General features: G+C 59.2%; 24 protein-coding genes and 1 tRNA gene. 15 read left to right on the top strand and 10 right to left on the bottom strand.

All coding sequences use genetic code 11. From position 1 onward, the window contains the following. The first annotated feature begins 3 nt into the window (after positions 1-3). From DWA01_RS13415 to DWA01_RS13395, 5 genes are all read left to right on the top strand, one after another. Positions 4-1,374, top strand: a complete 1,371-nt coding sequence (locus tag DWA01_RS13415; protein WP_114286325.1) for a M16 family metallopeptidase — start codon at positions 4-6, stop codon at positions 1,372-1,374. Beyond that, complete coding sequence (locus DWA01_RS13410) at positions 1,371-2,696, top strand: M16 family metallopeptidase (protein ID WP_200832580.1); 1,326 nt, start codon at positions 1,371-1,373, stop codon at positions 2,694-2,696. The genes DWA01_RS13415 and DWA01_RS13410 overlap by 4 nt, the downstream gene beginning before the upstream one ends. 245 nt (positions 2,697-2,941) lie before the next feature. Then, the gene (mutL, locus tag DWA01_RS13405) at positions 2,942-4,879 is read left to right on the top strand and encodes a DNA mismatch repair endonuclease MutL (RefSeq protein WP_114286324.1); all 1,938 of its coding nucleotides are present in this window, start codon (positions 2,942-2,944) and stop codon (positions 4,877-4,879) included. Beyond that, on the top strand, positions 4,876-6,183 hold the full coding sequence (locus DWA01_RS13400; RefSeq protein ID WP_114286323.1) for a DNA recombination protein RmuC: 1,308 nt from the start codon (positions 4,876-4,878) through the stop codon (positions 6,181-6,183). Before mutL ends, DWA01_RS13400 begins: the two co-directional genes overlap by 4 nt. A gap of 230 nt (positions 6,184-6,413) precedes the next feature. Then, the gene (locus DWA01_RS13395) at positions 6,414-6,815 is read left to right on the top strand and encodes a DUF3775 domain-containing protein (protein WP_114286322.1); all 402 of its coding nucleotides are present in this window, start codon (positions 6,414-6,416) and stop codon (positions 6,813-6,815) included. Here DWA01_RS13395 and DWA01_RS13390 read toward each other — a convergent pair. From DWA01_RS13390 to DWA01_RS13370, 5 genes are all read right to left on the bottom strand, one after another. Then, a complete protein-coding gene (locus DWA01_RS13390) occupies positions 6,800-7,945 on the bottom strand; it encodes a saccharopine dehydrogenase family protein (RefSeq protein ID WP_114286321.1) in 1,146 nt (381 codons plus the stop codon). The two genes, DWA01_RS13395 and DWA01_RS13390, sit on opposite strands and share 16 nt — an antisense overlap. A gap of 11 nt (positions 7,946-7,956) precedes the next feature. Next, positions 7,957-9,003 (bottom strand): saccharopine dehydrogenase, encoded by a 1,047-nt coding sequence (locus tag DWA01_RS13385; protein ID WP_114286320.1) that lies wholly within the window; start codon positions 9,001-9,003, stop codon positions 7,957-7,959. Positions 9,004-9,018: 15 nt separating this feature from the next. Then, a complete protein-coding gene (locus DWA01_RS13380) occupies positions 9,019-9,246 on the bottom strand; it encodes a WGR domain-containing protein (protein WP_114286319.1) in 228 nt (75 codons plus the stop codon). Between the two features lie 83 nt (positions 9,247-9,329). After that, positions 9,330-10,034, bottom strand: a complete 705-nt coding sequence (locus tag DWA01_RS13375) for a response regulator transcription factor (RefSeq protein WP_114286318.1) — start codon at positions 10,032-10,034, stop codon at positions 9,330-9,332. Continuing rightward, a complete protein-coding gene (locus DWA01_RS13370; RefSeq protein WP_114286317.1) occupies positions 10,027-11,952 on the bottom strand; it encodes a hybrid sensor histidine kinase/response regulator in 1,926 nt (641 codons plus the stop codon). The genes DWA01_RS13375 and DWA01_RS13370 overlap by 8 nt, the downstream gene beginning before the upstream one ends. A gap of 200 nt (positions 11,953-12,152) precedes the next feature. Between DWA01_RS13370 and DWA01_RS13365 the strand changes: the two genes are divergently transcribed. The 8 genes from DWA01_RS13365 to DWA01_RS13330 all read left to right on the top strand — a co-directional run bounded on the left by DWA01_RS13365 (position 12,153) and on the right by DWA01_RS13330 (position 21,241). Next, complete coding sequence (locus DWA01_RS13365; protein ID WP_235008551.1) at positions 12,153-14,123, top strand: AMP-binding protein; 1,971 nt, start codon at positions 12,153-12,155, stop codon at positions 14,121-14,123. After that, positions 14,120-14,941 carry an ABC transporter ATP-binding protein gene (locus DWA01_RS13360; RefSeq protein ID WP_114286315.1) on the top strand — a complete coding sequence of 274 codons (822 nt, stop codon included), beginning with the start codon at positions 14,120-14,122 and terminating at the stop codon, positions 14,939-14,941. Before DWA01_RS13365 ends, DWA01_RS13360 begins: the two co-directional genes overlap by 4 nt. Positions 14,942-15,028: 87 nt before the next feature. After that, a complete protein-coding gene (locus tag DWA01_RS13355) occupies positions 15,029-16,024 on the top strand; it encodes a branched-chain amino acid ABC transporter permease (RefSeq protein ID WP_114286314.1) in 996 nt (331 codons plus the stop codon). 99 nt (positions 16,025-16,123) lie between these two features. Next, entirely contained in the window at positions 16,124-17,200 is a 1,077-nt protein-coding gene (locus DWA01_RS13350; RefSeq protein ID WP_114286313.1) for a branched-chain amino acid ABC transporter permease, read from the top strand. 81 nt (positions 17,201-17,281) lie between these two features. Further along, a complete protein-coding gene (locus DWA01_RS13345; RefSeq protein ID WP_114286312.1) occupies positions 17,282-18,568 on the top strand; it encodes an ABC transporter substrate-binding protein in 1,287 nt (428 codons plus the stop codon). Between the two features lie 65 nt (positions 18,569-18,633). Then, the gene (locus DWA01_RS13340) at positions 18,634-19,455 is read left to right on the top strand and encodes an ABC transporter ATP-binding protein (protein ID WP_114286311.1); all 822 of its coding nucleotides are present in this window, start codon (positions 18,634-18,636) and stop codon (positions 19,453-19,455) included. Positions 19,456-19,468: 13 nt separating this feature from the next. Continuing rightward, on the top strand, positions 19,469-20,689 hold the full coding sequence (locus DWA01_RS13335; RefSeq protein ID WP_114286310.1) for a phenylacetate--CoA ligase family protein: 1,221 nt from the start codon (positions 19,469-19,471) through the stop codon (positions 20,687-20,689). A 201-nt stretch (positions 20,690-20,890) separates the two neighbouring features. Beyond that, the gene (locus tag DWA01_RS13330; protein ID WP_114286309.1) at positions 20,891-21,241 is read left to right on the top strand and encodes a VOC family protein; all 351 of its coding nucleotides are present in this window, start codon (positions 20,891-20,893) and stop codon (positions 21,239-21,241) included. A gap of 106 nt (positions 21,242-21,347) precedes the next feature. On the opposite strand, the gene DWA01_RS13325 is transcribed toward DWA01_RS13330, so the two are convergent. Continuing rightward, complete coding sequence (locus DWA01_RS13325; RefSeq protein WP_114286308.1) at positions 21,348-21,974, bottom strand: class I SAM-dependent methyltransferase; 627 nt, start codon at positions 21,972-21,974, stop codon at positions 21,348-21,350. Positions 21,975-22,316: 342 nt separating this feature from the next. Between DWA01_RS13325 and DWA01_RS13320 the strand changes: the two genes are divergently transcribed. Then, on the top strand, positions 22,317-23,684 hold the full coding sequence (locus DWA01_RS13320) for a tryptophanase (protein WP_114286307.1): 1,368 nt from the start codon (positions 22,317-22,319) through the stop codon (positions 23,682-23,684). 64 nt (positions 23,685-23,748) lie between these two features. Here the strand turns inward: DWA01_RS13320 and DWA01_RS13315 are convergent, their stop codons facing one another. After that, positions 23,749-24,324 carry a flavodoxin family protein gene (locus DWA01_RS13315; protein WP_114286306.1) on the bottom strand — a complete coding sequence of 192 codons (576 nt, stop codon included), beginning with the start codon at positions 24,322-24,324 and terminating at the stop codon, positions 23,749-23,751. A 100-nt stretch (positions 24,325-24,424) separates the two neighbouring features. On the opposite strand from DWA01_RS13315, the gene DWA01_RS13310 reads away from it, so the two are divergent. Beyond that, positions 24,425-24,853, top strand: a complete 429-nt coding sequence (locus DWA01_RS13310) for a winged helix-turn-helix transcriptional regulator (RefSeq protein ID WP_235008550.1) — start codon at positions 24,425-24,427, stop codon at positions 24,851-24,853. A 261-nt stretch (positions 24,854-25,114) separates the two neighbouring features. Here DWA01_RS13310 and DWA01_RS13300 read toward each other — a convergent pair whose 3' ends face one another. The 3 genes from DWA01_RS13300 to DWA01_RS13290 form a co-directional block, all read right to left on the bottom strand. Then, the gene (locus tag DWA01_RS13300) at positions 25,115-26,110 is read right to left on the bottom strand and encodes an MBL fold metallo-hydrolase (protein ID WP_200832579.1); all 996 of its coding nucleotides are present in this window, start codon (positions 26,108-26,110) and stop codon (positions 25,115-25,117) included. Positions 26,111-26,380: 270 nt separating this feature from the next. Continuing rightward, a complete protein-coding gene (gene ykgO / locus DWA01_RS13295) occupies positions 26,381-26,506 on the bottom strand; it encodes a type B 50S ribosomal protein L36 (RefSeq protein ID WP_085850311.1) in 126 nt (41 codons plus the stop codon). Positions 26,507-26,569: 63 nt separating this feature from the next. After that, positions 26,570-26,644: transfer RNA gene (locus DWA01_RS13290), tRNA-Val, on the bottom strand. Between the last annotated feature and the right edge of the window lie 111 nt (positions 26,645-26,755).

The raw sequence follows: 26,755 nt of genomic DNA, 5'->3' as shown, positions 1-26,755 counted from the left end.
CGAATGACGCGCCTTCTGAAAATTGTTTCAGCCCTTTTTCTGACCACCGCGGCCGCCCAGGCCGGTGAAGTCAGCACATTTTCGCTTGAGAACGGCATGGATGTCGTGGTGATCGAAGACAACCGGGCGCCCGTCGTGGTCAGCATGGTCTGGTACAAGGTCGGCGCTGCGGACGAGCCGCCCGGCAAATCCGGCATCGCGCATTTTCTCGAACACCTGATGTTCAAACGCACCGCCACTCTGGATGAGGGCGAGTTTTCCCGCACCGTGCGGCTGAACGGCGGCTCTGACAATGCGTTCACCAGCCAGGATTACACCGCCTATTTTCAACGGGTGTCCCCGGACCGGCTCGGGCTGATGATGAAAATGGAAGCCGACCGGATGCGCAATCTGGAAATGACGGTGGAAGACGTTGAAACCGAACGCAAAGTGGTGTTGGAGGAGCGCAACCAGCGCACCGAAAGCGATCCTGGCGCGCTGTTCTCCGAGCAACGCAATGCGGCGCAGTATCTCAACCACCCCTACGCCATCCCCACCATCGGCTGGAAACAGGAAGTCCAGGCGCTGACCCGCGAGGACGCCTTTGATTTCTATCAGCGCTATTACGCCCCCAACAACGCCATTCTGGTGGTGGCGGGCGATGTGAGCGCGGACGAGGTGCGCGCCCTTGCCGGGCAATATTTCGGTCCGGTGGCGCCGACGCCCGGCCTCAAAGAACGCACCCGCCCCCAGGAGCCGCCGCAAACCTCAGAACGCCGGATGCGCTACAGCGATCCGCGGGTTTCCCAGCCCTATATCGTGCGCAGCTACCTGGCGCCTGAACGCGACCCCGGCGAACAGAACACCGCCGCAGCACTGACCCTGCTGGCCGATCTTCTTGGCGGTTCCGGCACCACCTCGGTACTGGGCCGCGCGCTGCAGTTTGACACCCAGACCGCCGTCTATACCTCGGCCTTTTACACTGGCCTGTCCTATGACGACCGCAATTTCGGCTTTGTAGTGCTGCCGACCCCGGGCGTGAGCCTTGATGAGGCGGAACAGGCGCTGGACGACACGCTCGCGGATTTTCTCGACAATGGCATTGATGCGGATCAGTTCGCCCGGCTGAAACGTTCGATCGGCGCCTCGATGATCTATGCTCAGGACAGTCTGCAGGGCCAGGCCCAACGCTATGGCGCCGGGCTGACTTCGGGGCTGACCGTGGCTGATATTGAGGCCTGGCCGGATATTCTCTCCGCCACCACCGAGGCTGAAGTGATGCAGGCGGCACGTGACCTGCTGGACAAACGCCGCTCCGTCACCGGCTGGCTGATGTCTGAGACCATTCCAGACGCCACCACTGACTCCAATTCAGATCAGGAGACCGCCCAATGATCCGTTTTTTTCTGTCGCTGAGCCTTGCTCTGCTGATTGCGGCCCCGGTCGTTTCCACCCAGGCGCGTGCCGCAGAGAACGTGCAGGAACTGACCTCGCCCGGCGGTATCAAAGCCTGGCTGGTCGAGGAACGCAGCATTCCGTTCACCGCGCTGGAGCTGCGCTTTAAAGGCGGTGCTTCGCTGGATGCGCCCGGCAAACGCGGCGCCATCAACCTGATGACGGCGCTGATTGAAGAGGGCGCCGGCGATCTGGACGCGCGCGGTTTTGCCGAAGCGCGCGAAACACTCGCCGCCAGTTACAGCTTTCGCGCCTATGATGATGCGCTGACCATCTCGGTGCAGTTCCTGTCGGAAAACCGCGACGCGGCGATGGCGCTGCTGCGTTCGGCGCTGATGGAGCCGCGTTTTGACCAGGACGCGGTCGACCGGGTGCGCGAACAGGTGCTCAGCGGGCTGCGCTCGGATCAGACCGATCCCGATACCATTGCCTCGCTCCGCTTCAGTCAGCTGGCCTGGGGCGATCACCCCTACGGCTCTGCCTCCGACGGCACCATTGCGTCCGTCACCGCGCTGAGCCGCGACGATATGTTTGACGCCCGCGCCCGTACGCTGGCGCTGGACCGGCTCTATGTCGGTGCGGTGGGCGATATTTCGGCACAAGAACTCGGCCTGCTGCTCGATGATCTGCTCGGGGCCTTGCCGGAAACCGGGGCTGCCCCGGTGCCGGAAGCGTCCGTGCTTCTGACTGGCGGCCAGACGGTGATTCCGTTTGACACCCCACAGTCGGTGGCCATTTTTGGCCAGCCCGGCATTGCATTTGATGATCCTGATTTCATGCCCGCCTATGTGCTCAACCAGATTTTTGGCGAGGGCGGCGAAGCGCGGCTCAGCCAGGAAGTGCGCGAAAAACGCGGGCTGACCTATGGCATCGGCTCTTATCTCTACCCCAAGCAAAAAGGCGCGCTGGTGCTGGGTCAGGTCGCCTCGGCCAATGGCGTTATGGCGGAAACGGTTGAAGTTGTGCGGGCGGAATGGGCCAAGATTGCCAGCGGTGACATCACCCGGGAGGAGCTGGAAGCAGCACAAACCTATCTCACCGGCGCTTATGGGCTGCGTTTTGACGGCAACGCCAAAATCGCCGGCATACTTGTGGGCATGCAGATGCAGGGGCAGCCGCTGGACTATATCACCCGGCGCAACGGGCTGATCAATGCGGTGACCCTTGAAGACATCAACCGCGTTGCCCGCGACCTCTACGACCCTGACCTGCTGGAATTTGTCATTGTCGGTCAGCCCGCAGGCCTGTTGCCGACGGACTGAACCGCGCAACTATAACAATGCTTTGCGGCGGGTGCTGATCTCAGCCCCCGCCGTTATTTTGTCCGCTCTGTCGCGCTGCAGGTGGGCGGGCAGTCAGGCGGGCAGAGGCACGGACAGAGGGCCTGACCCAGGGCAGGCAGAGCCGCCGGCAGGGGCGTGGTCAGGCCGCCGGCACATGGGGGAACAGCTCAGATGTTCACGATTTGGCCCTAGCAGGGTGGCCCTGCCCGTGTTACTCCTGATCTATGACAGAACCTGCCGCCCAGAACCGCGATTCCCGTGCGGTCATTCGTCAGCTTGATGACGCCGCCATCAACCGTATCGCTGCGGGGGAGGTGGTGGAGCGCCCGGCCTCCGCGGTCAAAGAACTGGTGGAAAACGCCATTGATGCCGGCGCCACCCGCATTGAAATTGCGATCGCAGATGGCGGCAAAAGCCTGATCCGGGTGACCGATGACGGCTGGGGCATGACTGCGGACGAACTGCCGCTGGCGCTCAGCCGCCACGCCACCTCCAAAATTGACGGCTCTGACCTGCTCGACATCCACACCTTTGGTTTTCGTGGCGAAGCTTTGCCGTCGCTCGGCGCGGTGGGCCGGCTCACCATCACTTCGCGCATCAAAGGCGGCGAGGGCGCCAGTATTTCGGTCAACGGCGGCAAGACGGAACCGGTCCGGCCCGCCGCCATTACGCGCGGCACGGTGATTGAGCTGCGCGACCTGTTTTTTGCCACCCCGGCGCGGCTGAAATTCCTGCGCACCGACCGGGCTGAAAACCAGGCCATCGGCGATGTGGTCAAACGTCTGGCGATGGCCGAGCCTTTTATCGGCTTCACCCTGCGCGATGTGTCCGGCGGTGGCGAAGGTCGGGTGACTTTCCGTGCCGACGCCCAGAGCGGTGATATGTTTGACGCGTTACATGCGCGGCTTGGCACCGTGCTGGGCCGCGAGTTTGCCGACAATGCGCTGAAAATTGACGCCGAACGCGAAGGCCATCACCTGACCGGTTATGCCGCACTGCCGACCTATTCGCGCGGCTCAGCTGTGGCGCAATACCTGTTTGTCAACGGCCGGCCGGTGCGGGACAAACTGCTGATCGGGGCACTGCGTGGCGCTTATTTTGACTTCCTGTCGCGTGACCGTCACCCGGCAGCCTGCCTGTTCATCGACGTGGATCCGCACCGGGTCGATGTCAACGTGCACCCGGCCAAATCCGAAGTGCGCTTTCGTGACCCCGGGGTGGCGCGCGGCTTGATTGTTTCGGCCCTGCGCCACGCACTTGCCGGCGCAGGTCACCGCGCCTCCACCACGGTGGCAGACGCCACCCTTGGTGCCATGCGCCCGGAACAGCCCGGCGCGCCGCGTGCCTATCAGATGGACCGGTCTGGGGGAGGCTACGGCAGCTATGCCCCGCCGCACCGCCCTGGTCAGCAGGCGCTGGACGCCGCCTTTCAGGGCCAGGCGCCGGACGGCTTTGCGGGCCAGGGTTTTGGTCAGCCGTCTTACGAACAACCGGCGCAAGGTTTTGACACTCCTGGATTTTCCGAGGCCGCCGCCCCCTCGGTGCGGGTGGAAGAACCGCCCATCGACCCGGCGCTGAGCGAGCGGCCGCTGGGCGCAGCGCGGGCCCATCTGCATGAAAACTATATCCTCGCCCAGACCCGCGATGGCATCGTTCTGGTCGACGCCCACGCGGCGCATGAACGGCTGGTCTATGAAAAACTGAAAGCGCAGATGGCGGAAAACGGCGTGGCGTCGCAGGCGTTGCTGATCCCCGAGATTGTCGAAATGAGCGAAGGCGACGCCGCCGCGCTGCTCTCTCTTACGGATGATCTCGCCCGGCTTGGCCTGGTGATTGAGCCCTTTGGCGGCGGCGCCGTGGCGGTGCGCGAGACCCCCGCCATCCTTGGCCGCATTGAAGCCCGTCCGATGCTGCTGGACATTCTGGACGAGCTTGCCGATCTCGGCGACAGCCAGACGGTGCAGGCCCGTATTGAAGCGGTGCTGTCGCGTGTCGCCTGCCACGGTTCTGTGCGTACCGGCCGCCGCCTCCAGGCCGATGAGATGAACGCGCTGCTGCGCGAAATGGAAGCCACCCCCCATTCCGGCCAGTGCAACCACGGCCGACCCACCTATGTTGAGCTGAAGCTCTCCGATATCGAAAGGCTTTTTGGCCGCACATGATCCAGATTGGCGAAACAGAATTTGCATTCACCGACCCGGCGTTTCTGCTGGGCCTGTTCGGGCTTGGCCTCGGCTTTCTGCTGCTGGTCCTGCTGTTGATGATCCTGCGCCGCGCCGGACAATCAGCGGCGATGACCGCGCCGATGGCACAACAGATGCAGGGGTTGGACCAGCGGGTACAATCGCTGTCAGACGGGCAGCACCAGCTTGCCGGTGGCCTGCGGCATGTGTCTGAAACCCAGACCACCAGCCAGGCCAATATGAGCAAGCTGATGGAGACCCGGCTCACTGATGTGCAGCTGAACCTGTCTGACAACCTCGCACGCGTCCAGCGCAACATGGCTGACAGCCTGTCCCAGGTGCAACTGTCGATGAAAGAAAGCCTCTCTGATGTGCAGCTCAAAACCGGCAAAAATCTCGCCGAGATGCAGGAGAAAATGAACGCCACCCTGCACGGCAGTGCGAAACAGACGGTGACGTCGCTGACCGCGCTGCAGGAACGGCTCGCCACCATCGACAAAGCCCAGGAGAACATCGAAAAACTGTCGGGCAATGTGCTGAGTCTGCAGGACATCCTGTCCAACAAACAGACCCGCGGCGCCTTCGGGGAAATTCAGCTGAATGACATCGTCATCAAAGCGATGCCGAGTGACAGTTTCACCATGCAGGCCACCCTGTCCAACGGCAAACGCGCCGATTGCCTGATCCATCTGCCCAACCCTCCGGGCCCGATCGCGATAGACAGCAAATTCCCGCTGGAAGCCTATGAGGCGCTGCGCAAAGCGAGCAACGATCGCGAAGTGAAAGAGGCCAATGCCGCCCTGCGCACCGCGATCCGCAAACATATCAAGGACATCTCGGAAAAATACATCATCGAGGGCGAAACCGCTGACGGCGCCTTGATGTTCCTGCCCTCAGAGGCGGTCTATGCAGAACTGCATTCCAACTTCCCCGAACTGGTGCGCGAAGGTTTTGCGGCAAGGGTCTGGATCGTCTCGCCCACCACCTGCATGGCGACGCTCAACACCATGCGCGCGATCCTGAAAGACGCCCGTATGCGCGAGCAGGCCGGCGCCATCCGCAAAGAATTGGGGCTGCTCTCATCGGATGTGGACCGGCTGGGCACACGGGTTGAAAACCTTGACCGTCACTTTGGTCAGGCCGCCAAAGACATCGCTGACATCCGCATTTCGGCCGACAAAGCCGGCCGCCGCGCCAAACGCCTCGACAATTTCGACTTTGAGGAAATCGCCCCGGAAGTGGCACAAAACGTGGTCCCGATTTCTGTGCCCAAATCCGACTGACGCGGGCCAGACACCGCCCTGGCAACCGGAAGGCAATCAAGCCTCCGGCCTGGTTGCGCACCGTCCTTACACTGCACGCAGTGGCTGGCGTGACCTGAGGCGGCGGATGCTGTATCATCAGGCACTGCCAATGGTGGCGCTGCATCTCAAGCCGCCACTTTTGATCCGTGTCATATGCGGCGCGGCGCTGTTGCTGCACCCTGATGTCACGTAAAGAAAGGAGGCCGGTGATGAAAAACATCAGCCCCAGAACCGTGGCCCATGTGATCCTCCGTGCCCGTGAACTTGATGTGAAAGTCGCGCGCTGGGACGGTCCCGGAGACAGCACTGACGGCGGCACTATCCTGCAGTCGCGCAGTTCTGATGCGACTGAACGGGAGTTGCGCGCCTTTATTTCCGGGCTGAATTTCGATGAGCAACGGGCGCTGGTGGTGATCATGTGGATCGGCCGCGAAACCTTTGCCCCTGTAGAGTGGGACGAGGCCATTCAAACCGTGCGCACCGACCTCAACATTTCGGCAGAGGAATATCTGATCGGCGTGCCCTTACTGGCGGAGTACCTCGAAGCCGGGCTGGAAAGGCTCGGCATTGATCCCGGCCTCGAGGAAGATGAAATTTACGCCGACAGGTGATCGTTTTTATGCAGTTGCTGGCTCAGTGTGTCGACCGTGCCGAGCCAGGATTTGACCAGCGCCGGATCACTTGGCGCCGCAGAGACGCCCGGCGCGATGGTGCCAGCGGTCACTGCTTCAATCGCCAGCGAAACAGGGTTGGAGACCAGACGCGCCATCGCCGTGCTGGTGGCGTCGCCCCAGGCATCCATCGCCCAGGTTTTGTGCCAGACGGTCGCGCCGTCTTTTTCCGCTTTCAGCGAGACGCACATCACCACCCGGTCGGCTTCGCCTTCGTTGTAAGAATGTGCGTCCCAGAACTGGTCCGACATTTCCTTCAGGCGGGCTTCACCGGCGTCGCCCGACAGGGTTTCGATTTCGGTGAACACATCGGCCCAGGCCGCCGCCCAACCGTTCAGCCGCAGGGTGCCGCGCACGAATTCCCGCACCTTCCATGATTTGTCAAAACCATAGTCCTCCATAAACGGCAGTGAGTCGCGGTTCGGATAGACCTCAAAGCTCTCCGGCACTTCCAGCGGCGCGTCATATGCGCCCAATGCATCCCAGGGGCGCGCGACATTGAATTCCTTGAAATCCCGGATGGATTTTGACGGCGAGCGCAGCGCTTTCAATACGCCCAGCGGCGACCAGCTGAATTTGTAGCGGAAGTCATTGGCCTCTTTGGGCACACCGCCACAATAAGAAACGAACGACAGTTCATTCCCTGCATCAAACCCGGCGCTGGCACGGTAATCCGCCACCAGGTCATGCGCCATCAGATGGTCGATGCCCGGATCAAGACCCACCTCATTGACCAGCGCCACGCCGGCGTCTCTGGCGGCCTGATTCAGCGCCCGCATCTCGGGCGCGATATAGGAAGAGGACACAAAATGCGCCGAAGCAGCAATGGCCAGTTTTGCCAGCGGCACATGCATGTCGCCGGGCAACATCGAGACCACCACATCACCGGCCGCCAGATCAGCCTCAAGTGCCTCAACGCTGAACGCTTTGATATCTTGGGTCAGATCGCCAACCGCGTCCTGCGCCTTGGCTGTGGTCCGGTTCCAGACGGTGACGTCCAGACCCGCTTCAATCAGGCGTCGCAGCCCGGGGATGGCCGAAAGGCCGGTTCCACACCAGTGAATGGTCATAGCGTTAATCCTCAGATATGTTTGTCAAATTCGGCTTTTGCCCGGCCCCAGACACCCGCGTCCAGATCCCCAAGCGTTGCCAGAGACGGCAACAGCTGTTCAGAATAATCAAGCGAGCTTTCCACCGGCAGCATTGAGGGCAGATTGTCGATCGCGGTGACATCAAGCGGCGGATTCTCATGCACCCGCAGCGCCGGCTCATCCCATGTGGTCACATCATCATAGACTTTGACCGGCGAGAATTCAGAGCCGGGGTCACAGGCAATATCGCCGATCACACCCAGTTTACGCGGTGCCGCCTTGGCGCTTTCCGGCACAAACACCGGACAGCCGGGCGCGGCAAGGATGCAGTTGAAGAATATGTCATGCTGCAGGATTTCCGGGAACGGCCCGCCGGACGCTGTCTCCGCCATGTCCCATTTTGTCACCGCAACACCCAGCTCTTCACAGAGATCGCTGGCGCCGGTGCCGACGCGGCCCAGAGCGCCAATGATCAGCGCCGTGGGTCGCGGACCGCCACTGGCGTTCAGATCGGCGCTGACATCGTCCTGCATTTCGGCGGCAGAAGGGTAGGTGCCCATCGGCTCAATCTCTTCGCCCGCCTGTTGCACCGCCCAGCATTTCAGCGCCACCGCCGCACCGGCATAACCGGCCCAATAGCCAAAAGCCGCAACCCGGCGGCCGTTTTCATCCACCAGGTATTCCAGGTCATACAGGGTACCGCCCCCGGCCTTGAACCGGTCCAGCAGAATACGCCCGTCGCCCTGGCCCTTATAGGCATGACCAAACATAATGTGACGATGGCTCAGCGGGCTGCCATCTTCGGGCAGCTCTTTCAGCCCAAAAATGATCGCATCCGCCGGCGCATCGGGCCAGGAGTTTTCCTCGGCAATCTCGCAGCCGGCGTCGACATAGCCGTCGATCTCAATCGCGCGCACCGAACTGTCTTCCACCGTGACCTGGATCCCGGCGTCAATAAGCGCCCGGGCACCCTCAGGCGTCAGTCCCACCCGTTCTTCATGTTGCCGTTGCTCGGCGCGTACCCAAAGATGTGTCATTTCAATTCCACTATGTCAGACCTCAGCATATCCACGGCCACTTGCCGCGCAACGCCACCTGTCAGCAGCTTTACAGGCTTCGCGTAAATTGGAAAACCAGCAAATGCGATATTGCCCCGGACGCCCGGTCGCGCCCCATTCGCGCAACACCGAATATTCGCCAAACAGGTTATAGGCCACTTCGACCCGGTAATACCGGGCCGCGGCCAGTTCCGCCTGGCGCAAAAGAAGAACGTGCAACATAGAAATAGCCCCGGTGAGACCTTCTTTGAATCAGAACCAGAGCCACTTGAAAAGAGCAAAGGCCGTGCCCGCCCCGTGCCGGCCTATTCCCAGCTGACATCGCCCAGGAAAATATATCCGGCCCCATAAATGGTTTTGATCAGGCGTGGGTTTTTCGGGTCTTCCCCCAGCTTGGTGCGCAGCCGTGAAATCCGCACATCCATCGCGCGGTCAAAACTTTCGCCCGCCGCGCCGCCCAGTTGCTCCTGCATCTGCGCCCGGGAGATCAAGCGTTTCGGCGCTTCCAGAAACAGCCGCAGCACTTCGCCCTCGGCGTGGGAAAACGCCACCTCACGGCCATCTTCAGCGCGCAGCATGTAGCGGTCAAATTCGGCAACCCAACCGGCAAACCGGGCGATATTGGCCGCTCTGCCGGTGTCTCGACCGGCGCGCAGCCGCACCCGCACCCTTGCCACGACCTCAGACGGATCAAACGGTTTGATGATGTAATCATCGGCGCCAAGCTCCAGCCCGGTGACCCGGTCCTGTACTTGCGCGCGACCGGAAATGATGATGATCGAGGCGCCACTTTCCAACGCCAGCCGGTGTACCAGCGCCAGGCCATCGCGATCCGGCAATCCCAGGTCCACCAGGCACACATCAGGCGACATCGATTTCAACGCCGCCTCAAATTCGGTGGCGCGGCCAAAACAAGCGGTGCGGAACCCGGCCTCCTCCAGCGCTTCTGACAGCAACATGCGGATCTGGGGTTCGTCATCCAGAATGGCAATCATCGGCGCGTCAGTCATTGCCCGGCTCCTCTCTCAAAAATACGTTCAGCTGCGTGGCGGTAAAAGGTTTGCCGATCACCGGACCGTCGCGGGCCGCTTCTATGCGAATCGGATCATTGACGCTGCGCGATGTCATCAGCCGCACCGGGCAGGGCGCCGTATCGCGGATTTTGCGCGCGAGATCCAGGCCGGCGCTGCGGTGCTCCAGTGAAATGTCAGACAGCACCAGACCCAGCCCGTCTATGTGGGCCAGAGCCAGACCTTCTTCGGCGCTTGCGGCCTCAATAACCTGATGCCCCATGTCCACCAGCATTTCGCGCACCAGGGTGCGGATATCGGCATTGTCCTCAATCAGCAACACCAACAGCGATGTGGCATCGGCTTTGGCGTGCAGCGGCGGCAGGCGCAGCGGCAGACGCAGGGTGACACAGGCGCCAGGCCCGGTGTTTTCCAGCCGCACATGCCCGCCCGCAAGCTGCACCAGATCATAAACCATCGACAGGCCCAGCCCCGAACCTTCGCCGCCCTTGGTGGTGAAAAACGGATCCAGCGCGTGCCGCAGCGCTTCTGCGGAAAACCCACCGCCGCTGTCACAAACCTGGATTTCGACCCAGGTGTCGCGCCGGACACTGGCGGAAATACAGATCCGCCCCTGGTCCCCGATCGCGTCGCGGGCATTGATAATCAGATTTAGCAGACTGTCCTGCAGCGATGCCGGATCCAGATCCAGCAGGGCGGGCATCCGGGAAATATTCAGCTCCAGCGCGATGCCTTCCGGCAACGAGGGTTTTGCCAGGATCACGATCTCGCGCAGCAATCCGGGCAAGTCTGTTGCCACCGGCCGCATCTCCCGCGGGCCGGATATTTTTGCCAGCCGGTTCAGCAACCGGCCGCCACGTCTGGCCGCTGCGGTGGTGGCATGCACCAGTTCCTGCGCCGCTTTGTCCAGGCTCTGACGTCCCAGACGGCTTTGCGCGCCCAGAATAATGGTCAGAAGATTCGAGAAATCATGCGCCAGCCCATTGGTCAGCTGTGCTGCCAGTTCGCGTTTATGGGTCTGTGCCAGCGCCGCACGTGCCTGGGCTTCTTCGGTGATATCCATCGACAGGATATAGACACCGCTGACCGCACCGGCCTCGCTTCTGTCCGGCGTAAAGGCCACCCGGATCCGCCGGCTGGAGACGTCATCGGTGAATTCAAATACGTTGGATGTGCCCTGAAATGCGCGGTCCAGCGAGGGTTTGATCTGATCATAAGCGCCGCCGTCCAGCGTCTCCGATATCAGCTTGCCGGTGATCTCGGACGGGCGTGAGGGCATCACTGTGCTGAGCTGCCGGTTGGAATAGGTATAGCGCCGCGCCCGGTCAATCCGGGCGATATGGGCGGGCATCATTTCTGCGGTCATCCGCGCCCGTGCCGCCATCTCGGTCAGCTCGTGCTGGGTCTCCTGCAAGGTCGCGTTTGTCGCTGCCAAAGCCCGGTTGCTGGCGCTTAATTCTTCTGCATATTCAAACACCTGCTCGGCCAGATCATCCGAGCGGCTGCGCAGCAATCGCTCCTGAACTTTCAGCGCGGTGATGTCAGTATAGACCGCGACCCAGCCGCCGGACGGCAGCGGGCTGCCCTCGATCGAAATGGTGTCGCCATTGGCGCGCTGTCGTTCCAGATAATGCGGCTCAAAGGCGCGCGCCTGATCCACCCGGTCCTGCACAAAGGCCTCCGGATCTTCTACTTCGTCATATTCGCCCCGCTGCACCAGGTAGCGGATGGTGTCTTCAAAGCGGGCCCCCGCCGTGGTCAGCTCTTTTGGCAGATCAAACAGGTCACGATAGCGCCGGTTGCAGACCACCAGCCGCAGGTCCTGGTCGAAAATCGACAGCGCCTGGGCAATCAGGTTCAATCCGGACTGGGTCAGAGCCAGGGTCTTGGACGTCATAAAATCACCCTCCGCCTGTCTGGCTACCAGCAAGGGCGGGCAGGGGAAAGCCCTTTGCGCGCTGTTACAATTCGTTAGGATTGCGACAAAGTTAAGAAATGTTTGACCTGAAAGATCAGTCTCGTCACGGTTGGACCAAAGCGGATTCGTATAAAAGCCGCGACCGCCAGAGCCGGGCTCTGGTGCAGGGAGGATTGGATTTGATAACTTTAGCGCAGCCCCGCGGGGGGCTTGTTTCTGTTCCTGCGCTTCTGGCCCGGAACGCGAGAGAATTCGGTAACGCTCCTGCGTTCCGTGAAAAAGAATATGGCATCTGGCAAAGCTGGACCTGGGCGGAGGCGGCGGAGGAAATCCGCGCCATCGCGCTCGGCTTCCTTGCTCTGGGCATGGAGCCCGGCGACCATGTGGCGGTGATCGGGCGCAACCGCCCGTCGCTCTACTGGACCATGGTGGCGGCGCAGATGGCCGGCGCCGTTCCGGTGCCACTCTATCAGGACGCGGTGGCGGACGAGATGGAATATGTGCTCGACAACTGCGGCGCCCGCTTTGTGATCTGCGGCGACCAGGAACAGGTCGACAAGGTGATCGACGCTCAGGAAACTGTGCAACACATTGAACATGTGATCTATGTCGACAAACGCGGCATGCGCAAATACGACCACAGCCACCTCAATGCGCTGGCGGATATCTCGGCCGAGGGCCGCGCCGCCCATTCCCGCCTTGAAGATGAGCTCGACCGGCGCATCGCCGCGCTGGACTACGACAGCACCGCTGTGATGCTTTACACATCCGGCACCACCGGCCGGCCCAAAGGCGTGGTGCTTTCCAACCGCAATGTGGTTGAGACCGCGCGCAACTCTTCTGAGTTTGACCACCTCGGCCCGAACGAGGAAATCCTCGCTTATCTGCCGATGGCCTGGGTTGGTGATTTCATCTTTTCCGTCGGCCAGCAAATGTGGTGCGGCTTTTGCGTCAACTGCCCCGAGAGCGCGGAGACAATGATGACCGACCTGCGCGAAATCGGGCCGACATACTATTTCGCCCCGCCGCGCATCTTTGAAACCCAGCTGACCAATGTGATGATCCGCATGGAAGATTCCGGGCGCTTCAAAAAGAAACTGTTCGACTATTACATGGCGCATGCCCGCAAGGTTGGTAGCGATATCCTCGACGGCAAACCGGTCTCCTTCGTGGACCGGCTGCAATATAAGATGGGCGATCTGTTCATCTATGGTCCGCTGAAAAACACGCTTGGCCTGTCCCGCGTCCGCATCGGTTACACCGCCGGCGAAGCGATCGGCCCGGAACTGTTTGATTTCTACCGCTCGCTGGGGATCAACCTGAAACAACTCTATGGCCAGACCGAAGCGACGGTGTTCATCACTCAGCAACCGGACGGCGAAGTGCGCTCCGATACGGTTGGCGTGCCTTCGCCCGGGGTTGAGGTCAAAATTGATGACAGCGGCGAAGTGTTCTACCGCTCGCCCGGCACTTTTGTTGAATATTACAACAATCCCACCTCCACCGCCGGCACCAAAGACGCCGAGGGCTGGGTCGCCACCGGCGATGCGGGTTTCATTGAAAAATCATCCGGTCACCTGCGTATTATTGACCGGGCCAAAGACGTTGGCAAAATGGCCGACGGTCGCATGTTCGCGCCTAAGTTCGTGGAAAACAAACTCAAGTTCTTCCCCAATATTCTTGAGGCTGTTGTCTTCGGTAACGGGCGCGACATGTGTACCGCTTTCATCAACATCGACCTGACCGCGGTGGGCAACTGGGCCGAACGCAACAACATCGCGTATGCCTCCTATCAGGAGTTGGCGGGCCATCCTCAGGTGCTGGACACGATCCAGCAGCATATTTCTGAGGTGAACAACTCCATTGCGCAGGATGAAATGTTGTCGGGCTGCCAGGTCCACCGTTTTATTGTGCTGCACAAAGAGCTGGACGCGGATGACGGCGAAATGACCCGCACCCGCAAGGTGCGCCGCAATGTGGTCGAAGAAAAATACAGTGACCTGCTGGACGCGCTCTACGCCGGGGAAAGCTCGATCTATACCGAAACCGAAGTCACCTATGAAGACGGTCGCAAAGGATCGATCTCCGCCACGCTGGAACTGCGTGACGCGGCGATCCAGAGCGGTACAACAAGGATGGCCGCAGAATGAATGTTATGAGCCCGGACAGCTATGTGACCGCCGACGGCCGCACAATTGGCGGCACGCTGATGGAGATGAAAAACATCACCCTGCGTTTTGGCGGTGTGGTCGCTATCAAAGATATCTCCTTTGACATCCGCGAAGGTGAGATCCGCGCCATCATCGGTCCCAATGGCGCCGGAAAATCGTCGATGCTGAACGTGATCTCCGGATTTTACGTGCCGTCCGACGGGGACGTCTGGTTTGACGGCGCGATACGTCCGAAAATGCGGCCCTATCAGGTGGCGCGCCAGGGCATTGCGCGTACGTTTCAGAACATCGCTCTGTTTGAAGGCATGTCGGTGCTCGACAATATTATGACCGGCCGGCTGACCAAAATGAAATCCAACATGCTGAGCCAGGCCATCTGGTGGGGCAAAGCCCAGAAGGAAGAAACCGAGCACCGGGAAAAGGTCGAGAACATCATCGACTTTCTGGAAATCCAGACCATCCGCAAAACTCCAGTTGGCAACTTGCCCTATGGTCTGAAAAAGCGGGTCGAGCTGGCGCGTGCTCTTGCGGCGGAACCAAGGCTTCTGCTGCTGGATGAACCCATGGCCGGGATGAATGTCGAAGAAAAAGAAGACATGTCCCGTTTCATTCTCGATGTGAACGATGAGTTTGGTACCACTATCGCGCTGATCGAACACGATATGGGTGTGGTGATGGATCTGTCGGACCGCGTGGTGGTGATGGATTACGGCCGCAAAATCGGCGACGGCACACCGGATGAGGTGCGCAACGATCAAAAGGTGATCGACGCCTATCTGGGGGTCAGCCATGACTGACGCCGCAATGTTCTCAGATGTTCATGCTTTTGCACAACCCATGGCTCGGAATGTGCAATTTTCATATAAGTTCGGAGGGGTTAACTAATGCCTGACCAGTTTCTCTATGCGGTCGAGGTCATCATCAACGGGTTGATGGCCGGCGTGCTCTACGCGCTTGTGGCGCTGGGTTTTGTGCTCATTTTCAAAGCTTCCGGCATTTTCAACTACGCCCAGGGTGTGATGGCGCTTTTTGCCGCGATGACCCTGGTGGGTATTCAAAAGGGGCAGATCCCTTTTGCTAAGCTTATCAACACGGTAATGGGCACAGAGCTCGAGCACTTCCCCTGGACGGTGCCGGTGATCCCGGCCATCATTCTCGCTTTTGGGGTGATGATCCTGTTCGCGATTATCGTGGAAAAATATATACTTAAACACCTGGTGAACCAGCCGGAGATCATCCTGTTCATGGCGACCATTGGTCTGGCCTATTTCATGGAAGGTTTTGGCGACATCATGTGGGGCCCCGAGATCAAGAAACTAGATGTAGGGTTGCCACAGGGCGGATCATTTTGGATCGAAGACATGACCATTGGGCTGGGCGGCGAAAATTTCTACGGGTTTTTCATCGACAAACTCGACATGGTCGCCACAGTTGTTGCCATCCTTCTGGTCGCCGCGCTGACGATTTTTTCGCAATATTCCAAACAGGGCCGTGCCCTTCGCGCCGTGGCCGATGACCACCAGGCCGCCCTGTCGGTCGGCATCTCCCTGCGTTTCATCTGGGTGTTGGTCTGGTCCATTGCGGGTTTTGTTGCCCTGGTCGCAGGCATCATGTGGGGTGCCAAGTCAGGCGTACAGTTTTCCCTTTCATTGATTGCACTTAAAGCACTTCCGGTGCTGATGCTTGGTGGCTTTACCTCGATCCCGGGGGCCATTGTTGGTGGCTTGATCATCGGTGTCGGAGAAAAGCTGTTTGAATTCTCCATCGGCCCGCTTGTGGGCGGCGCGACCGAGAATTGGTTCGCCTATGTGCTGGCATTGATCTTCCTCGTCTTCCGTCCGCAGGGGCTGTTTGGCGAAAAAATCATCGAAAGGGTTTGAGGCAATGAAACTCTGTTCGATTTCTTATGTCACAGGCTGGTCGGCGTTCAGCTCTTTCGGCTCCGGCAGCTATCTGCGACTTTCCAGGGGGGTACTCTGATGTTTTACCGTGAGGCGGGCGACTTTAAGACGTCCTATGAAGATGACAGCCAGACGTTCCCAATCAAATTTGACCGGCTGCGTTACTATGCGGTCCTGGCGGTTGCATTCGGGATTATTCCTTTTATTATCAATGACTATTGGGCGAACGCCGTCTTTGTTCCCTTGATGATCTACACGATCGCAGCCATCGGTCTGAACATCCTGACTGGCTATTGCGGCCAGGTCAGCCTGGGCACCGGCGGGTTCATGGCGGTGGGCGCATATGCCAGCTACAAACTGATGACGAGCTTTCCCGACGTGTCGATCCTGATCCACATTCTGCTGGCCGGAGCCGTTACTGCGGTTGTCGGTGTTCTCTTTGGCCTGCCATCCCTGCGGATCAAAGGGTTCTATCTTGCGGTCGCAACCCTGGCGGCGCAGTTCTTCCTGGTGTGGTTGTTCAATAAAGTGCCGTGGTTTTACAACTATTCGGCTTCTGGTCAGATCACCGCGCCGGAGCGTACGGTGCTCTCCATTCCTGTCACCGGAGCAAACACAGATGCCTGGGCCAAATACATGGTCGTGTTGCTGTTTGTAACCGGCTGCGCCTGGCTTGCGCGCAATTTGACACGTGGTTCTTTGGGCCGTTCATGGATGGCCATCCGCGACATGGACATCGCAGCTGAAATTATCGGGGTGAACCCGCTCAAGGCGAAACTGTCTGCATTTGCAATCAGCTCTTTTTTCATTGGTGTCTCCGGCGCCTTGTTCTTTTCCGTTTATCTCGGCGCGGCGGAAGTCGGAGAAGCCTTTGGAATTCAAAAGTCATTTCTGATCCTGTTCATGGTTATCATTGGCGGGCTGGGCTCGATTTTTGGATCCTTTGCGGGGGCGGCCTTTATGGTTCTGATGCCGGTTTTGATGAAAAATATCTTTGTCGGTGCGCTCGGCTGGCCGACTGATCTGGCCGCGCATCTCGAATTCATGGTGATCGGGGGGTTGATCATTGTGTTCCTGATCCTTGAACCCCACGGGCTTGCGCAACTCTGGCGCATTGCCAAGGAGAAATTGCGACTTTGGCCATTCCCGCATTAAGCGGGGGGCTGACAAAATAGGACCAGGGCAAACCTGGCACGTTGAAACCATCAATTTGATATCCACGGGAGGAGACAACTGATGAAATTTAGATTGACCAAGCTGGCCGTACTGGCCTTTTTGACCGCAGCGCCCGCAATGGCATCGGAGCTGGTATTCCCTTCGCTCAGCTATCGCACAGGCCCATACGCGGCCGGTGGCATTCCTTATGCTGACGGCTATGCGGACTATTTTACCCTTTTGAATGAACGCGATGGCGGCATCGGCGGCGTAAAAACAAAAATCATTGAATGCGAAACCGGCTATAATACCGAGAAGGGTGTTGAATGTTATGAGGCCACCAAGGGCGAAGGCGCTCTGGTCTATAACCCGCTGTCCACAGGCATCACCTATCAGCTGATCCCAAAAGTGACCGCTGACGGTATTCCGCTTTACACACCTGGTTACGGGCGTACATCCGCGGCGAACGGCAAAGTGTTCTCCAACGTGTTTAACTTCCCGGCTAACTACTGGAATGCGGCCTCATTGGCGGTGAACCACTTGCTGGACATCAACGGCGACGATCTGCAGGGCAAGAAAGTCGCGCTGCTCTATCACAACTCCGCTTATGGCAAAGAGCCGATCCGGACATTGGAAGAACTGGCCAAGAAACATGGCTTTGATCTGACGTTGCTGCCGGTTGATCATCCCGGTCAGGAGCAAAAATCCCAGTGGCTGCAAATCCGCCGTGAACGTCCTGACTATGTGCTGATGTGGGGCTGGGGTGTGATGAACCAGGTCGCCATTCAGGAAGCCGCAAATATCCGTTTTCCAATGGAAAACTTTATCGGCGTCTGGTGGTCCGGTGGTGAACCTGACGTGCTCCCTGCCGGTGATGCGGCCAATGGCTACAAGGCTGTGACCTTCCAGGGTGTTGGTTCTGAGTATCCGGTTTTTGAGGATGTTCAGGAATATGTTGTCGACAAAGGTCTTGCGGCCGGTGCTGGCGATAATATCGGTACGGCGCTGTATAACCGGGGCTTTTATGCCGCGATGCTGATGGCTGAATCTGCGCGCAATGCACAGGATATCGCCGGCAACGTTGAAATCACCCCGGCCAATATGCGCGACGGGATGGAAGCACTGACGATCACCGAAGTGCGGATGACTGAGCTTGGCATGCCAAACTTCGGCCCGGCATTCTCCGTCACCTGTGAGAACCATGGTGGTCCGGGCACCGGGGCGATCCAGCAGTGGGATGCTTCCGCGCAGACATGGTCGCTGATTTCGGATTTCGGCCCATCTGACATGGAAATCATCCAGCCACTTATCGATGCAGATTCAAACGCTTATGCGGCTGAAAACAACATCGAACTGCGGTGTAACTGATCCAATTCCAGAGGGCTGGCAACCGCTGGCCCTCTGATCCAAACACGTAATTCGGGATAAAACTGATGCTCGACACGGGACACACAACAGAGACCTTGCTTGAGGTCAACAATATCGAAGTGATCTATAGCCATGTGATCCTGGTGTTGAAAGGGGTCAGCCTGACGGTGCCCAAAGGCGGGATTATCGCTTTGCTGGGTGGCAACGGCGCGGGCAAGACCACGACGCTGAAGGCGATTTCTAACCTGCTTCACTCGGAGCGTGGCGAGGTCACCAAGGGCTCGATTACCTACCAGGGTCAGGTCATTAATGACCTGGCACCCGCCGATCTGGTGCGCAAAGGCGTGATCCAGGTGATGGAAGGACGTCATTGTTTTGAACACCTTACCGTTGAAGAAAACCTGTTAACCGGGGCCTATACTCGCAAATCAAAACGGGAAACGGCGCAGGATCTGGAAATGGTCTACAGCTATTTCCCGCGGCTGAAAGAGCGGCGCAAAAGCCAGGCGGGTTACACGTCGGGCGGCGAGCAGCAGATGATCGCGATCGGGCGGGCTTTGATGAGCCGGCCGGAGATGGTTCTGTTGGATGAGCCGTCCATGGGGCTGGCGCCACAACTGGTGGAACAGATCTTTGAGATTGTAAAATCTATCAATGAAAAAGAAGGGGTTACCTTCCTTCTGGCCGAGCAGAATACCAATGTTGCACTGCGTTATGCCCATCACGGATACATTCTGGAATCGGGACGTGTTGTGATGGAAGGCTCCGCAGCCAATCTGCGCGAAAACCCTGATATTAAAGAGTTTTACCTCGGCATGTCGGAAGGCGGCCGCAAGAGTTTCCGGGACGTTCGGTCCTATCGTCGTCGCAAGCGCTGGCTGGCGTAACCAGGAGAATATTATGTCCTTTTTTGACCGTTTAGAAACGCGGAGCACTGATGAACGTGCCTCCGCGCTGGCCCAGGCCTTGCCGGCGCAAATCGTTAACGCGATGAAGGCGCCAGGCTATGAGACGCTGCTTTCCGGGGTGGATGCCGCCTCAGTTACGGATGCTAAGGCACTGGCAGAGCTGCCGGTTCTGCGTAAATCCGACCTGGTGAACGCACAGAAAAAAAATGCACCATTTGGGGGTTTTACCACCCTGGCGGCGCATCAGATGGACCATATTTTCCAGTCCCCCGGTCCAATCTATGAACCCGGGCGCAGCAGCGATGACTGGTGGCGCATGGGGCGGTTTCTGCATGCGGCAGGCATCGGCAAAGGCGATATCGTTCAGAACTGTTTTGGCTATCACCTGACCCCGGCGGGGATGATTTTTGAAAACGGCGCACGCGCTGTCGGTGCTGCGGTGATTCCGGCGGGCACCGGGCAGACCGAATTGCAGGTGCGTGCGGCGCAAGACATTGGAACCACTGCATATGCTGGTACGCCGGACTATCTGAAAATCATCCTGGAAAAGGCCGATGCCATGGGCATCAGCCTGGGCATTACCAAGGCCGCTGTTGGCGGCGGCGCGCTGTTTCCGTCCTTGCGTCAGTATTATGCGGATCGCGGCATCGCCTGTCTGCAATGCTATGCCACCGCCGATCTCGGCAATATCGCCTATGAATCCGCAGCGATGGAGGGGATGATTGTCGATGAGGGCGTGCTTGTCGAAATCGTGCGCCCCGGCACTGGTATTCCGGTGGCGCCGGGTGAAGTGGGCGAGGTGGTGGTGACATCGCTGAACCCTGACTACCCGCTTATCCGCTTTGCCACCGGTGATCTGTCAGCCGTGATGGAGGGCGTAAGCCCTTGTGGCCGCAGCAATACGCGCATCAAAGGCTGGATGGGGCGCGCCGATCAGACCACCAAGATCAAGGGCATGTTTGTACGTCCGGAGCAGGTCGCCGATTTTGTCGCCGCCCATCCGGAGATCAGCAAAGCCCGTGTCATTGCCACAAGAGAGGGCGATATGGATGCGCTGACGGTGCAGGTTGAAGCTGCCGGTGGCGACACAGATGCCTGGGCGACGTCCGTGGTTGCGACGTTGAAAATGAAGGGCAGGATTGAGCAGGTTTTGCCCGGATCTTTGCCGAACGACGGCATCGTTATTGACGATCAGCGCGACTACGATAGTTAACCAGGCGTTCGCAGTCCTGGTCTCTTCCCCGGGGCTGCGAACTTATATGAATTTTGCACATTTCAGGGCATGGGTTGTGCAAAACCAGACCCGAAACGTGAACATCTGAAATTGGCACAGGATTGTCAGAGTTGATCTGGCGTGATTGTCTGTCTCTGTCCGGTCCGGTGATCTCGGGCTCAGCAAGTTGCGGGTGGTCAGATGTTGAACAGAGTTTTGATTTACACCAGACGCGTTGAAGAAATGGTCGCGTTCTATCATCTTCATTTTGGATTCACTGCCGTGCAGGCCGAGGGCGACCGGATTGTCGAGCTGACGGATCCGGATGGCGGAACGGGGCTGCTGCTGCATCCGGCCGGCAAAGGCCAGAAACAGGGGCAGTCACTCGTGAAACTGGTGTTTACGGTTCCGGATGTGGTGGCGTTTTGTCAGGCGGCCGGCGCGAAGGGGCTGGAGTTCGGGCCGGTTCATCACGGCGACGGCTATGAATTCGCCAATGCACGCGATCCGTCCGGCAACCCGGTTTCGGTGAGCACGCGGCCACAGGTCTGAGCTGCAAGTGGCGGGGCATCACCTGGCGCGGCGCCAGACCCGACCGGCTCCGCGACAATTTTTGTCGCCGCAGCGGGTCCACCTGCTGCCAATTGCTGCCCGCTCGTCAGGAGCCGGCTTTGCCCGCAACGATAAACAGCGCTTTGCCCGGCGCCGTCTGCCAGCGGTAATTGATCTCAAACCCGGCGCGGGTCAGGCTGTCTTGCAGATCCTGGCTGGTAAAGACCCGCAGCACCGGCAACAGGCCGAGCGCGTGGCCCAGCGGCGCGATGAATTTGAAAAAACCCATCTTGTCGCCAAGGCAGGCGGTGCTGCTGATGAAAAATCCACCCGGTCTCAATGCCTGATGTAGTCTGGCGATCACCGCGTCCCTGTCCTCCACCAGGTGCAGAATGCTGAGCGCAAGCACCACATCATAGCCCGCGTCGGGCAGCTCGATTTCATCGATGGCCGCCTGTTCAAACCGGACATTTCTGACATTGGCGGCGCTGGCTTTGTCGCGGGCAAAGGCGAGCATCTTTTCCGAGATATCCACCGCGCGGATGTGGTGCACAAAAGGCGCGTGGGTGATTGCGGTGCTGCCGGTGCCGCAGCCAATTTCCAGCAGCTCCATCTCAGGCTCCAGATAATCCTGGGTGACCTGCAGTTTGTGCCGGTAAGCGGCTTCATCGGCGACGGGGGAGCGGGCATAACGTTTGGCGATCCGGTCCCAGAATTTGCCTGCATGCGCCATGGTGGTCTCCCTGTTGCGTGATCTGAATAGCTGTTTGGCGAGATCCTCTGTGTTTGTGCATCAGTTTCGCGCCGGGCGCTTTGCCGGTCAACGGTGACAAATATCTCTGAGGTCCCCGTGCCTCTGGTGGTTTTGGCTGCGCTGCAGGCCTGGTCGGCTGACTGGCGCGTTTGCAAGGGCGTTTACTGGCCCGTTGACAGGGCGGCTGGCCAGCGCGTAAAAATCTGGGGCAACCTACTGGGCGCTGAGCGCGGTTGGCGAAAGCCGGCAACCGCAGCGCAAGGCCCCGTTCGTGTGTGTGGTTGTCGCGATGTTTTCGGGGTCGTCTCTTGGAGAGCGCTGATGAGAACTATTATTGAACCCTTCCGCATCAAATCGGTCGAAACCATCCGCATGACGACGCGCGAACAGCGCCGCGAGCTGCTGACTGCCGCGCATTACAATCTGTTTGGGTTGCAGTCCAAAGACGTGCTGATTGATCTGCTGACCGACAGTGGCACCGGCGCGATGAGCTCGGAGCAATGGGCGGCGATGATGCGCGGAGATGAGAGCTATGCCGGGTCGCCTTCGTTCGCCCGGTTCACCGCGGCGGTGCAGGATCTGATGCCGTTTGAGCATATCATTCCGACCCACCAGGGACGGGCGGCGGAGGCAATTCTGTTTTCGATCCTGGGCGGGGCGGGACGCAACATTCCCAACAACACCCATTTTGACACCACCCGGGGCAATATCGAATCCAGTGGTGCGCGTGCTTTTGATCTGGTGATTGAAGAGGGCAAGGACCCGGCCAGCTTGCATCCGTTCAAGGGCAATATGGATCTGACGCGGCTTGAGGCGTTCATGGTGGAGCATGGCGACACGGTGCCCTGCGTGATGATCACCCTGACCAACAATGCCGGCGGTGGCCAGCCGGTGAGCCTGGAAAATATCCGGGCGGTGGCTTTGATCGCGCGGGCGCATGGCAAGCCCTTTATCATCGACGGTTGCCGGTTCGCCGAAAACGCCTGGTTCATCAAACAGCGGGAACCAGGCCAGGGCGACCGGTCGATCAAGGATATCGTGCGCGACTGTTTTTCCTGCGCAGATGGTATGACCATGAGCGCCAAGAAGGATGGTTTTGCCAATATCGGCGGTTGGCTGGCGCTGAATGACGGCGAGCTGGCCGCTTTGGCGCGGGCAAAACTGATCCAGACCGAGGGCTTTCCGACCTATGGCGGCCTGGCTGGGCGCGATCTTGAGGCGATTGCCCAGGGGCTGGTGGAAATCGTCGACGAGGATTACTTGCGCTACCGCATCCGCACCAACGAATACATCGTTGAGCGTTTGGACGCGCTTGGCATTCCGGTGGTGAAACCGGCCGGCGGACACGCGGTGTTCATTGATGCGCGCAGGTGGTTGTCCCATATTGACCCGCTGCAGTATCCCGGTCAGGCGCTGGCCTGTGCGCTTTATGAGGTCGGCGGCATCCGCAGCTGCGAGATCGGCACCGTGATGTTTGGCCGTCAGCCCGATGGCAGCGAAGTGCCGGCGATGATGGATCTGGTGCGGCTGGCGATGCCGCGTCGCACCTATACCCAGTCCCATGCCGATTACATCGTTGAGGTGTTTGAAGAGTTGGTGGCGCAGAAAGACGCGCTGCGCGGCTACCGGATCAGCTGGGAGCCCAAAATGATGCGGCATTTCTCCTGCCATTTTGAACCGCTGGACTGATCTTAGTGTCGTGAACGTTGGAAGGGCCGTCCATGTGGGCGGCCCTTCTGCATGGTGATTTGGCTTATGCGGCCCAACGCAGGGCGGCGTTGGCGATGCGGGCACCATAGTGATGCGCGGTGCGCTGATCTGCGGAAGGTGGCGCTACATCCGGGCCGGCATCCGCCAGCGACTGAGCCATCGCGCCCAGGCTGGCGCCCATGCGGTTCATGTTGTCGTCAGAGCCGTTGCTGGCGTTGTTGCCGGGCGGCAGATCCAGCCCGACCCAGATCATGCCGTGCTGGGCGGCAAAGACCGACAGGGTCTGCAACGTGCCGGTTTTGTCGCCGACCTGGCTGGCGGAATTGGTGAAACCGCCGGCGATTTTATCCTTCCAGCTCAGGTTCATCCAGGCGCCGGAGGAGGCATCCATGAAGGCTTTGAACTGGGCAGAGACAGTACCCATATAGGTGGGGGAACCGAAGATGATGGCGTCTGTATCGGCGAACTGGTCGATGTTGTCAGCGGCCTCGGCGGCCTCAATGAGCACGGCGTCCACCCCGGTTACGGATTGTGCGCCGGCAAGAACGGCTTCGGCCTGAACTTTGGTGTGGCCGTAACCGCTGTGATAAACGACGGCGACTTTTGGTTTGCGAGTCATGTCTGTGCTTTCCTACTGTGTTGCTCTGTAATGCAAGTAGGCGGGTTGATAATTTTTAAAAAGTAGGTATTTTATAGTAACCACCCAGAAAGGACGTAAAATGAAGTTTTCAGAGGCACCAGTTTCCTGCCCGATGGACGGACTTTTACGTGTGATTTCAGGGCCATGGACCACATATATCCTGTGGCGTCTGGCGACGCATGAAATTGTCAGATTTGGCGAGTTGAAGCGGTTGGTCTCCGGGATATCGTCCCGTGTGTTGACTGAGAGGCTGCGCAAACTGGAGGATGCCGGGCTGGTGCACCGGGACTACAAACCGACGATTCCGCCGGAAGTGTCCTATTCGCTGACCGAACGCGGGCTGGAAATGCGCGACGTGCTGAACCAGCTGAACTGGCTGTCGCAGAAATGGCAGCTGTCAAACAACTGCATGCCGCTGGAGCGCGAGGGGCAGGCCGGGACCATTCGTAGTCCGTTGGCAGACGCTGAGCCGGGGAGTGAAAATGAGGACACTTCGGGCGCGCGCTGAGGCCGGCAGCTATGCCCTGTCTGCATGCGCCGCCAGAGCAGCGGATTTGCTTGCCGGGGTGAAGCTGTGCCCGGGGCGGTAATCATAGCCCAATGAAACGGCGGGCCCGGAAAAAATCCAGGCCCGCGATGCTTTCTTGTCCGTGCCTGTGGCCCGTACTTGTGGCCCGTGCTTGCAGCCGAGGTTTGCGGCCCAGGTTTGTAGTTCGGGCTTCTGGCCGGTTTTTGCCTGTAGCCAGCGGCTGCGCCCGGCGGAGAGCACTCAGTCGATGCGCTGGAATTCTGAGATCTTCCAGCAGTGGTCAAAGGTGAACACATCTACACCGCCGAGCCGGTCCATCCATTTGGCTTCAACCTCATCCGCGCATTGACGGGCGACACGGTCAAAGGCGATTTTTACCACGGCCCAGATATTATTGCCGCCACCACGTTCCATTGCTTCACCAAAAGCGGCGCCAAAATCCATTGCGCCATTGGCTTTGCCAGCCGCAACAACGATGTCATCAAAATAGGCGATCTGGGTCTCGACATCGGCCCGGGTGCCGAGACGGGTCAGATGTCCGCCGATAAAATTGTCGAACTCATAGGTCAGGACCTGATCCTGGGCTGCAAAAAAGCCCTCCACGTCTTCGGCCAGCGCCAGATCCGGGAAGGGGGTCCAGCCGGGAAACACCACATCCACCAGCATCAACACTTTTTGCTTTGGCGCATAGATGAATATATTGCCCGGGTTGTGGTTGACGCCGAGGTAGTCGAGCTGCAGCACCTGGGTGCCGATGTTCAGCGTCAGGCTGTCGTCAAATACCTGGGTCGGCACCGGACGGTTGGGGTCTTGTTTTTCGGTGAGATGGCGCGCGGTTTCCTGTTGCGCGATGATGGTGACGCCAGGTCCGTAAAGTGATGCGGCGCCGATATGGTCACCGTGGCTGTGGCTGTAGATCACATGGGTGATAGGCTCGTCCGTCACGCTGGCCACCGCATTGAGCAGGTTTTGCCCCATGCTGGGCGGTGCATCGACGATGATCACGCCTTCGCCGGTGGTCAGGAACATGGTCTGATAGGTGCCGTCCGTCAGCCAGTAAAGCCCGTCGCCAAGTTCCTGGGTCATGTAGCCCATTTGCTGGTCAACCATCGGGCCCATGGCCGCGTCCGGCACCGGGGCGAACATGGCCCCCATGTCTTCTTGCGCGAGAGACATGCCGGTGGCGGCAAGCCAGCCCAACAGCGCCGCTGTGATGGGGGAAGTGAGAGATGTCATGATTACCTCCATTGTAATGTGAAATTACGAAGGCCTGTATGGCGGGATTATTCGCCTGTTTGTGCCGGGGGTCAAGATTGGCGGCGGGTGTAGGTGCCCCACAGCAGAAACACGGCATCCCTGCGCGCATCGATTTAAAAAGCGCGCGGCAAAAGTTGGAGCTGGCGTGACGGAGGAGGTTTGGGGAGGCACCGGGCCGGTGGAATGACGCCCGCAAAGAAAAAGGGCCGTTCCGGAGAACGACCCTTTTAAATTCAGCTGCTGCTGACTTCAGCCCTGACGGGCTTTGAAGCGCGGCTGCGTTTTGTTGATGACATAAACGCGGCCTTTACGGCGCACGATACGGCAGTCACGGTGCCGGCTCTTCAGCGAGCGAAGCGAGTTGCGGACTTTCATAAGACCTTCTCCTACTTGCCGGCGCTGCTGCGCCAATTAAAACTGTGTCCTCAAGGGACGGGATGGTGGGCGTAACAAGGTTCGAACTTGTGACCCCTACGATGTCAACGTAGTGCTCTACCACTGAGCTATACGCCCGGAACCCGATGCCTGATACATGGTTCAAATGAACCCTTTACCAGAAATCCTGCTCGGTCTGCGTGCGTATAAATGGAGTCGGAGGGGCTTACAAGGGCTTACAGGGGGTTT

Source organism: Candidatus Halocynthiibacter alkanivorans (assembly GCF_003333265.1).
Taxonomy (GTDB): domain Bacteria; phylum Pseudomonadota; class Alphaproteobacteria; order Rhodobacterales; family Rhodobacteraceae; genus Halocyntiibacter_A; species Halocyntiibacter_A alkanivorans.
The sequence above is the reverse complement of the archived record's forward strand: the minus strand, read 5'-3'. Positions and strand labels throughout refer to the sequence as shown.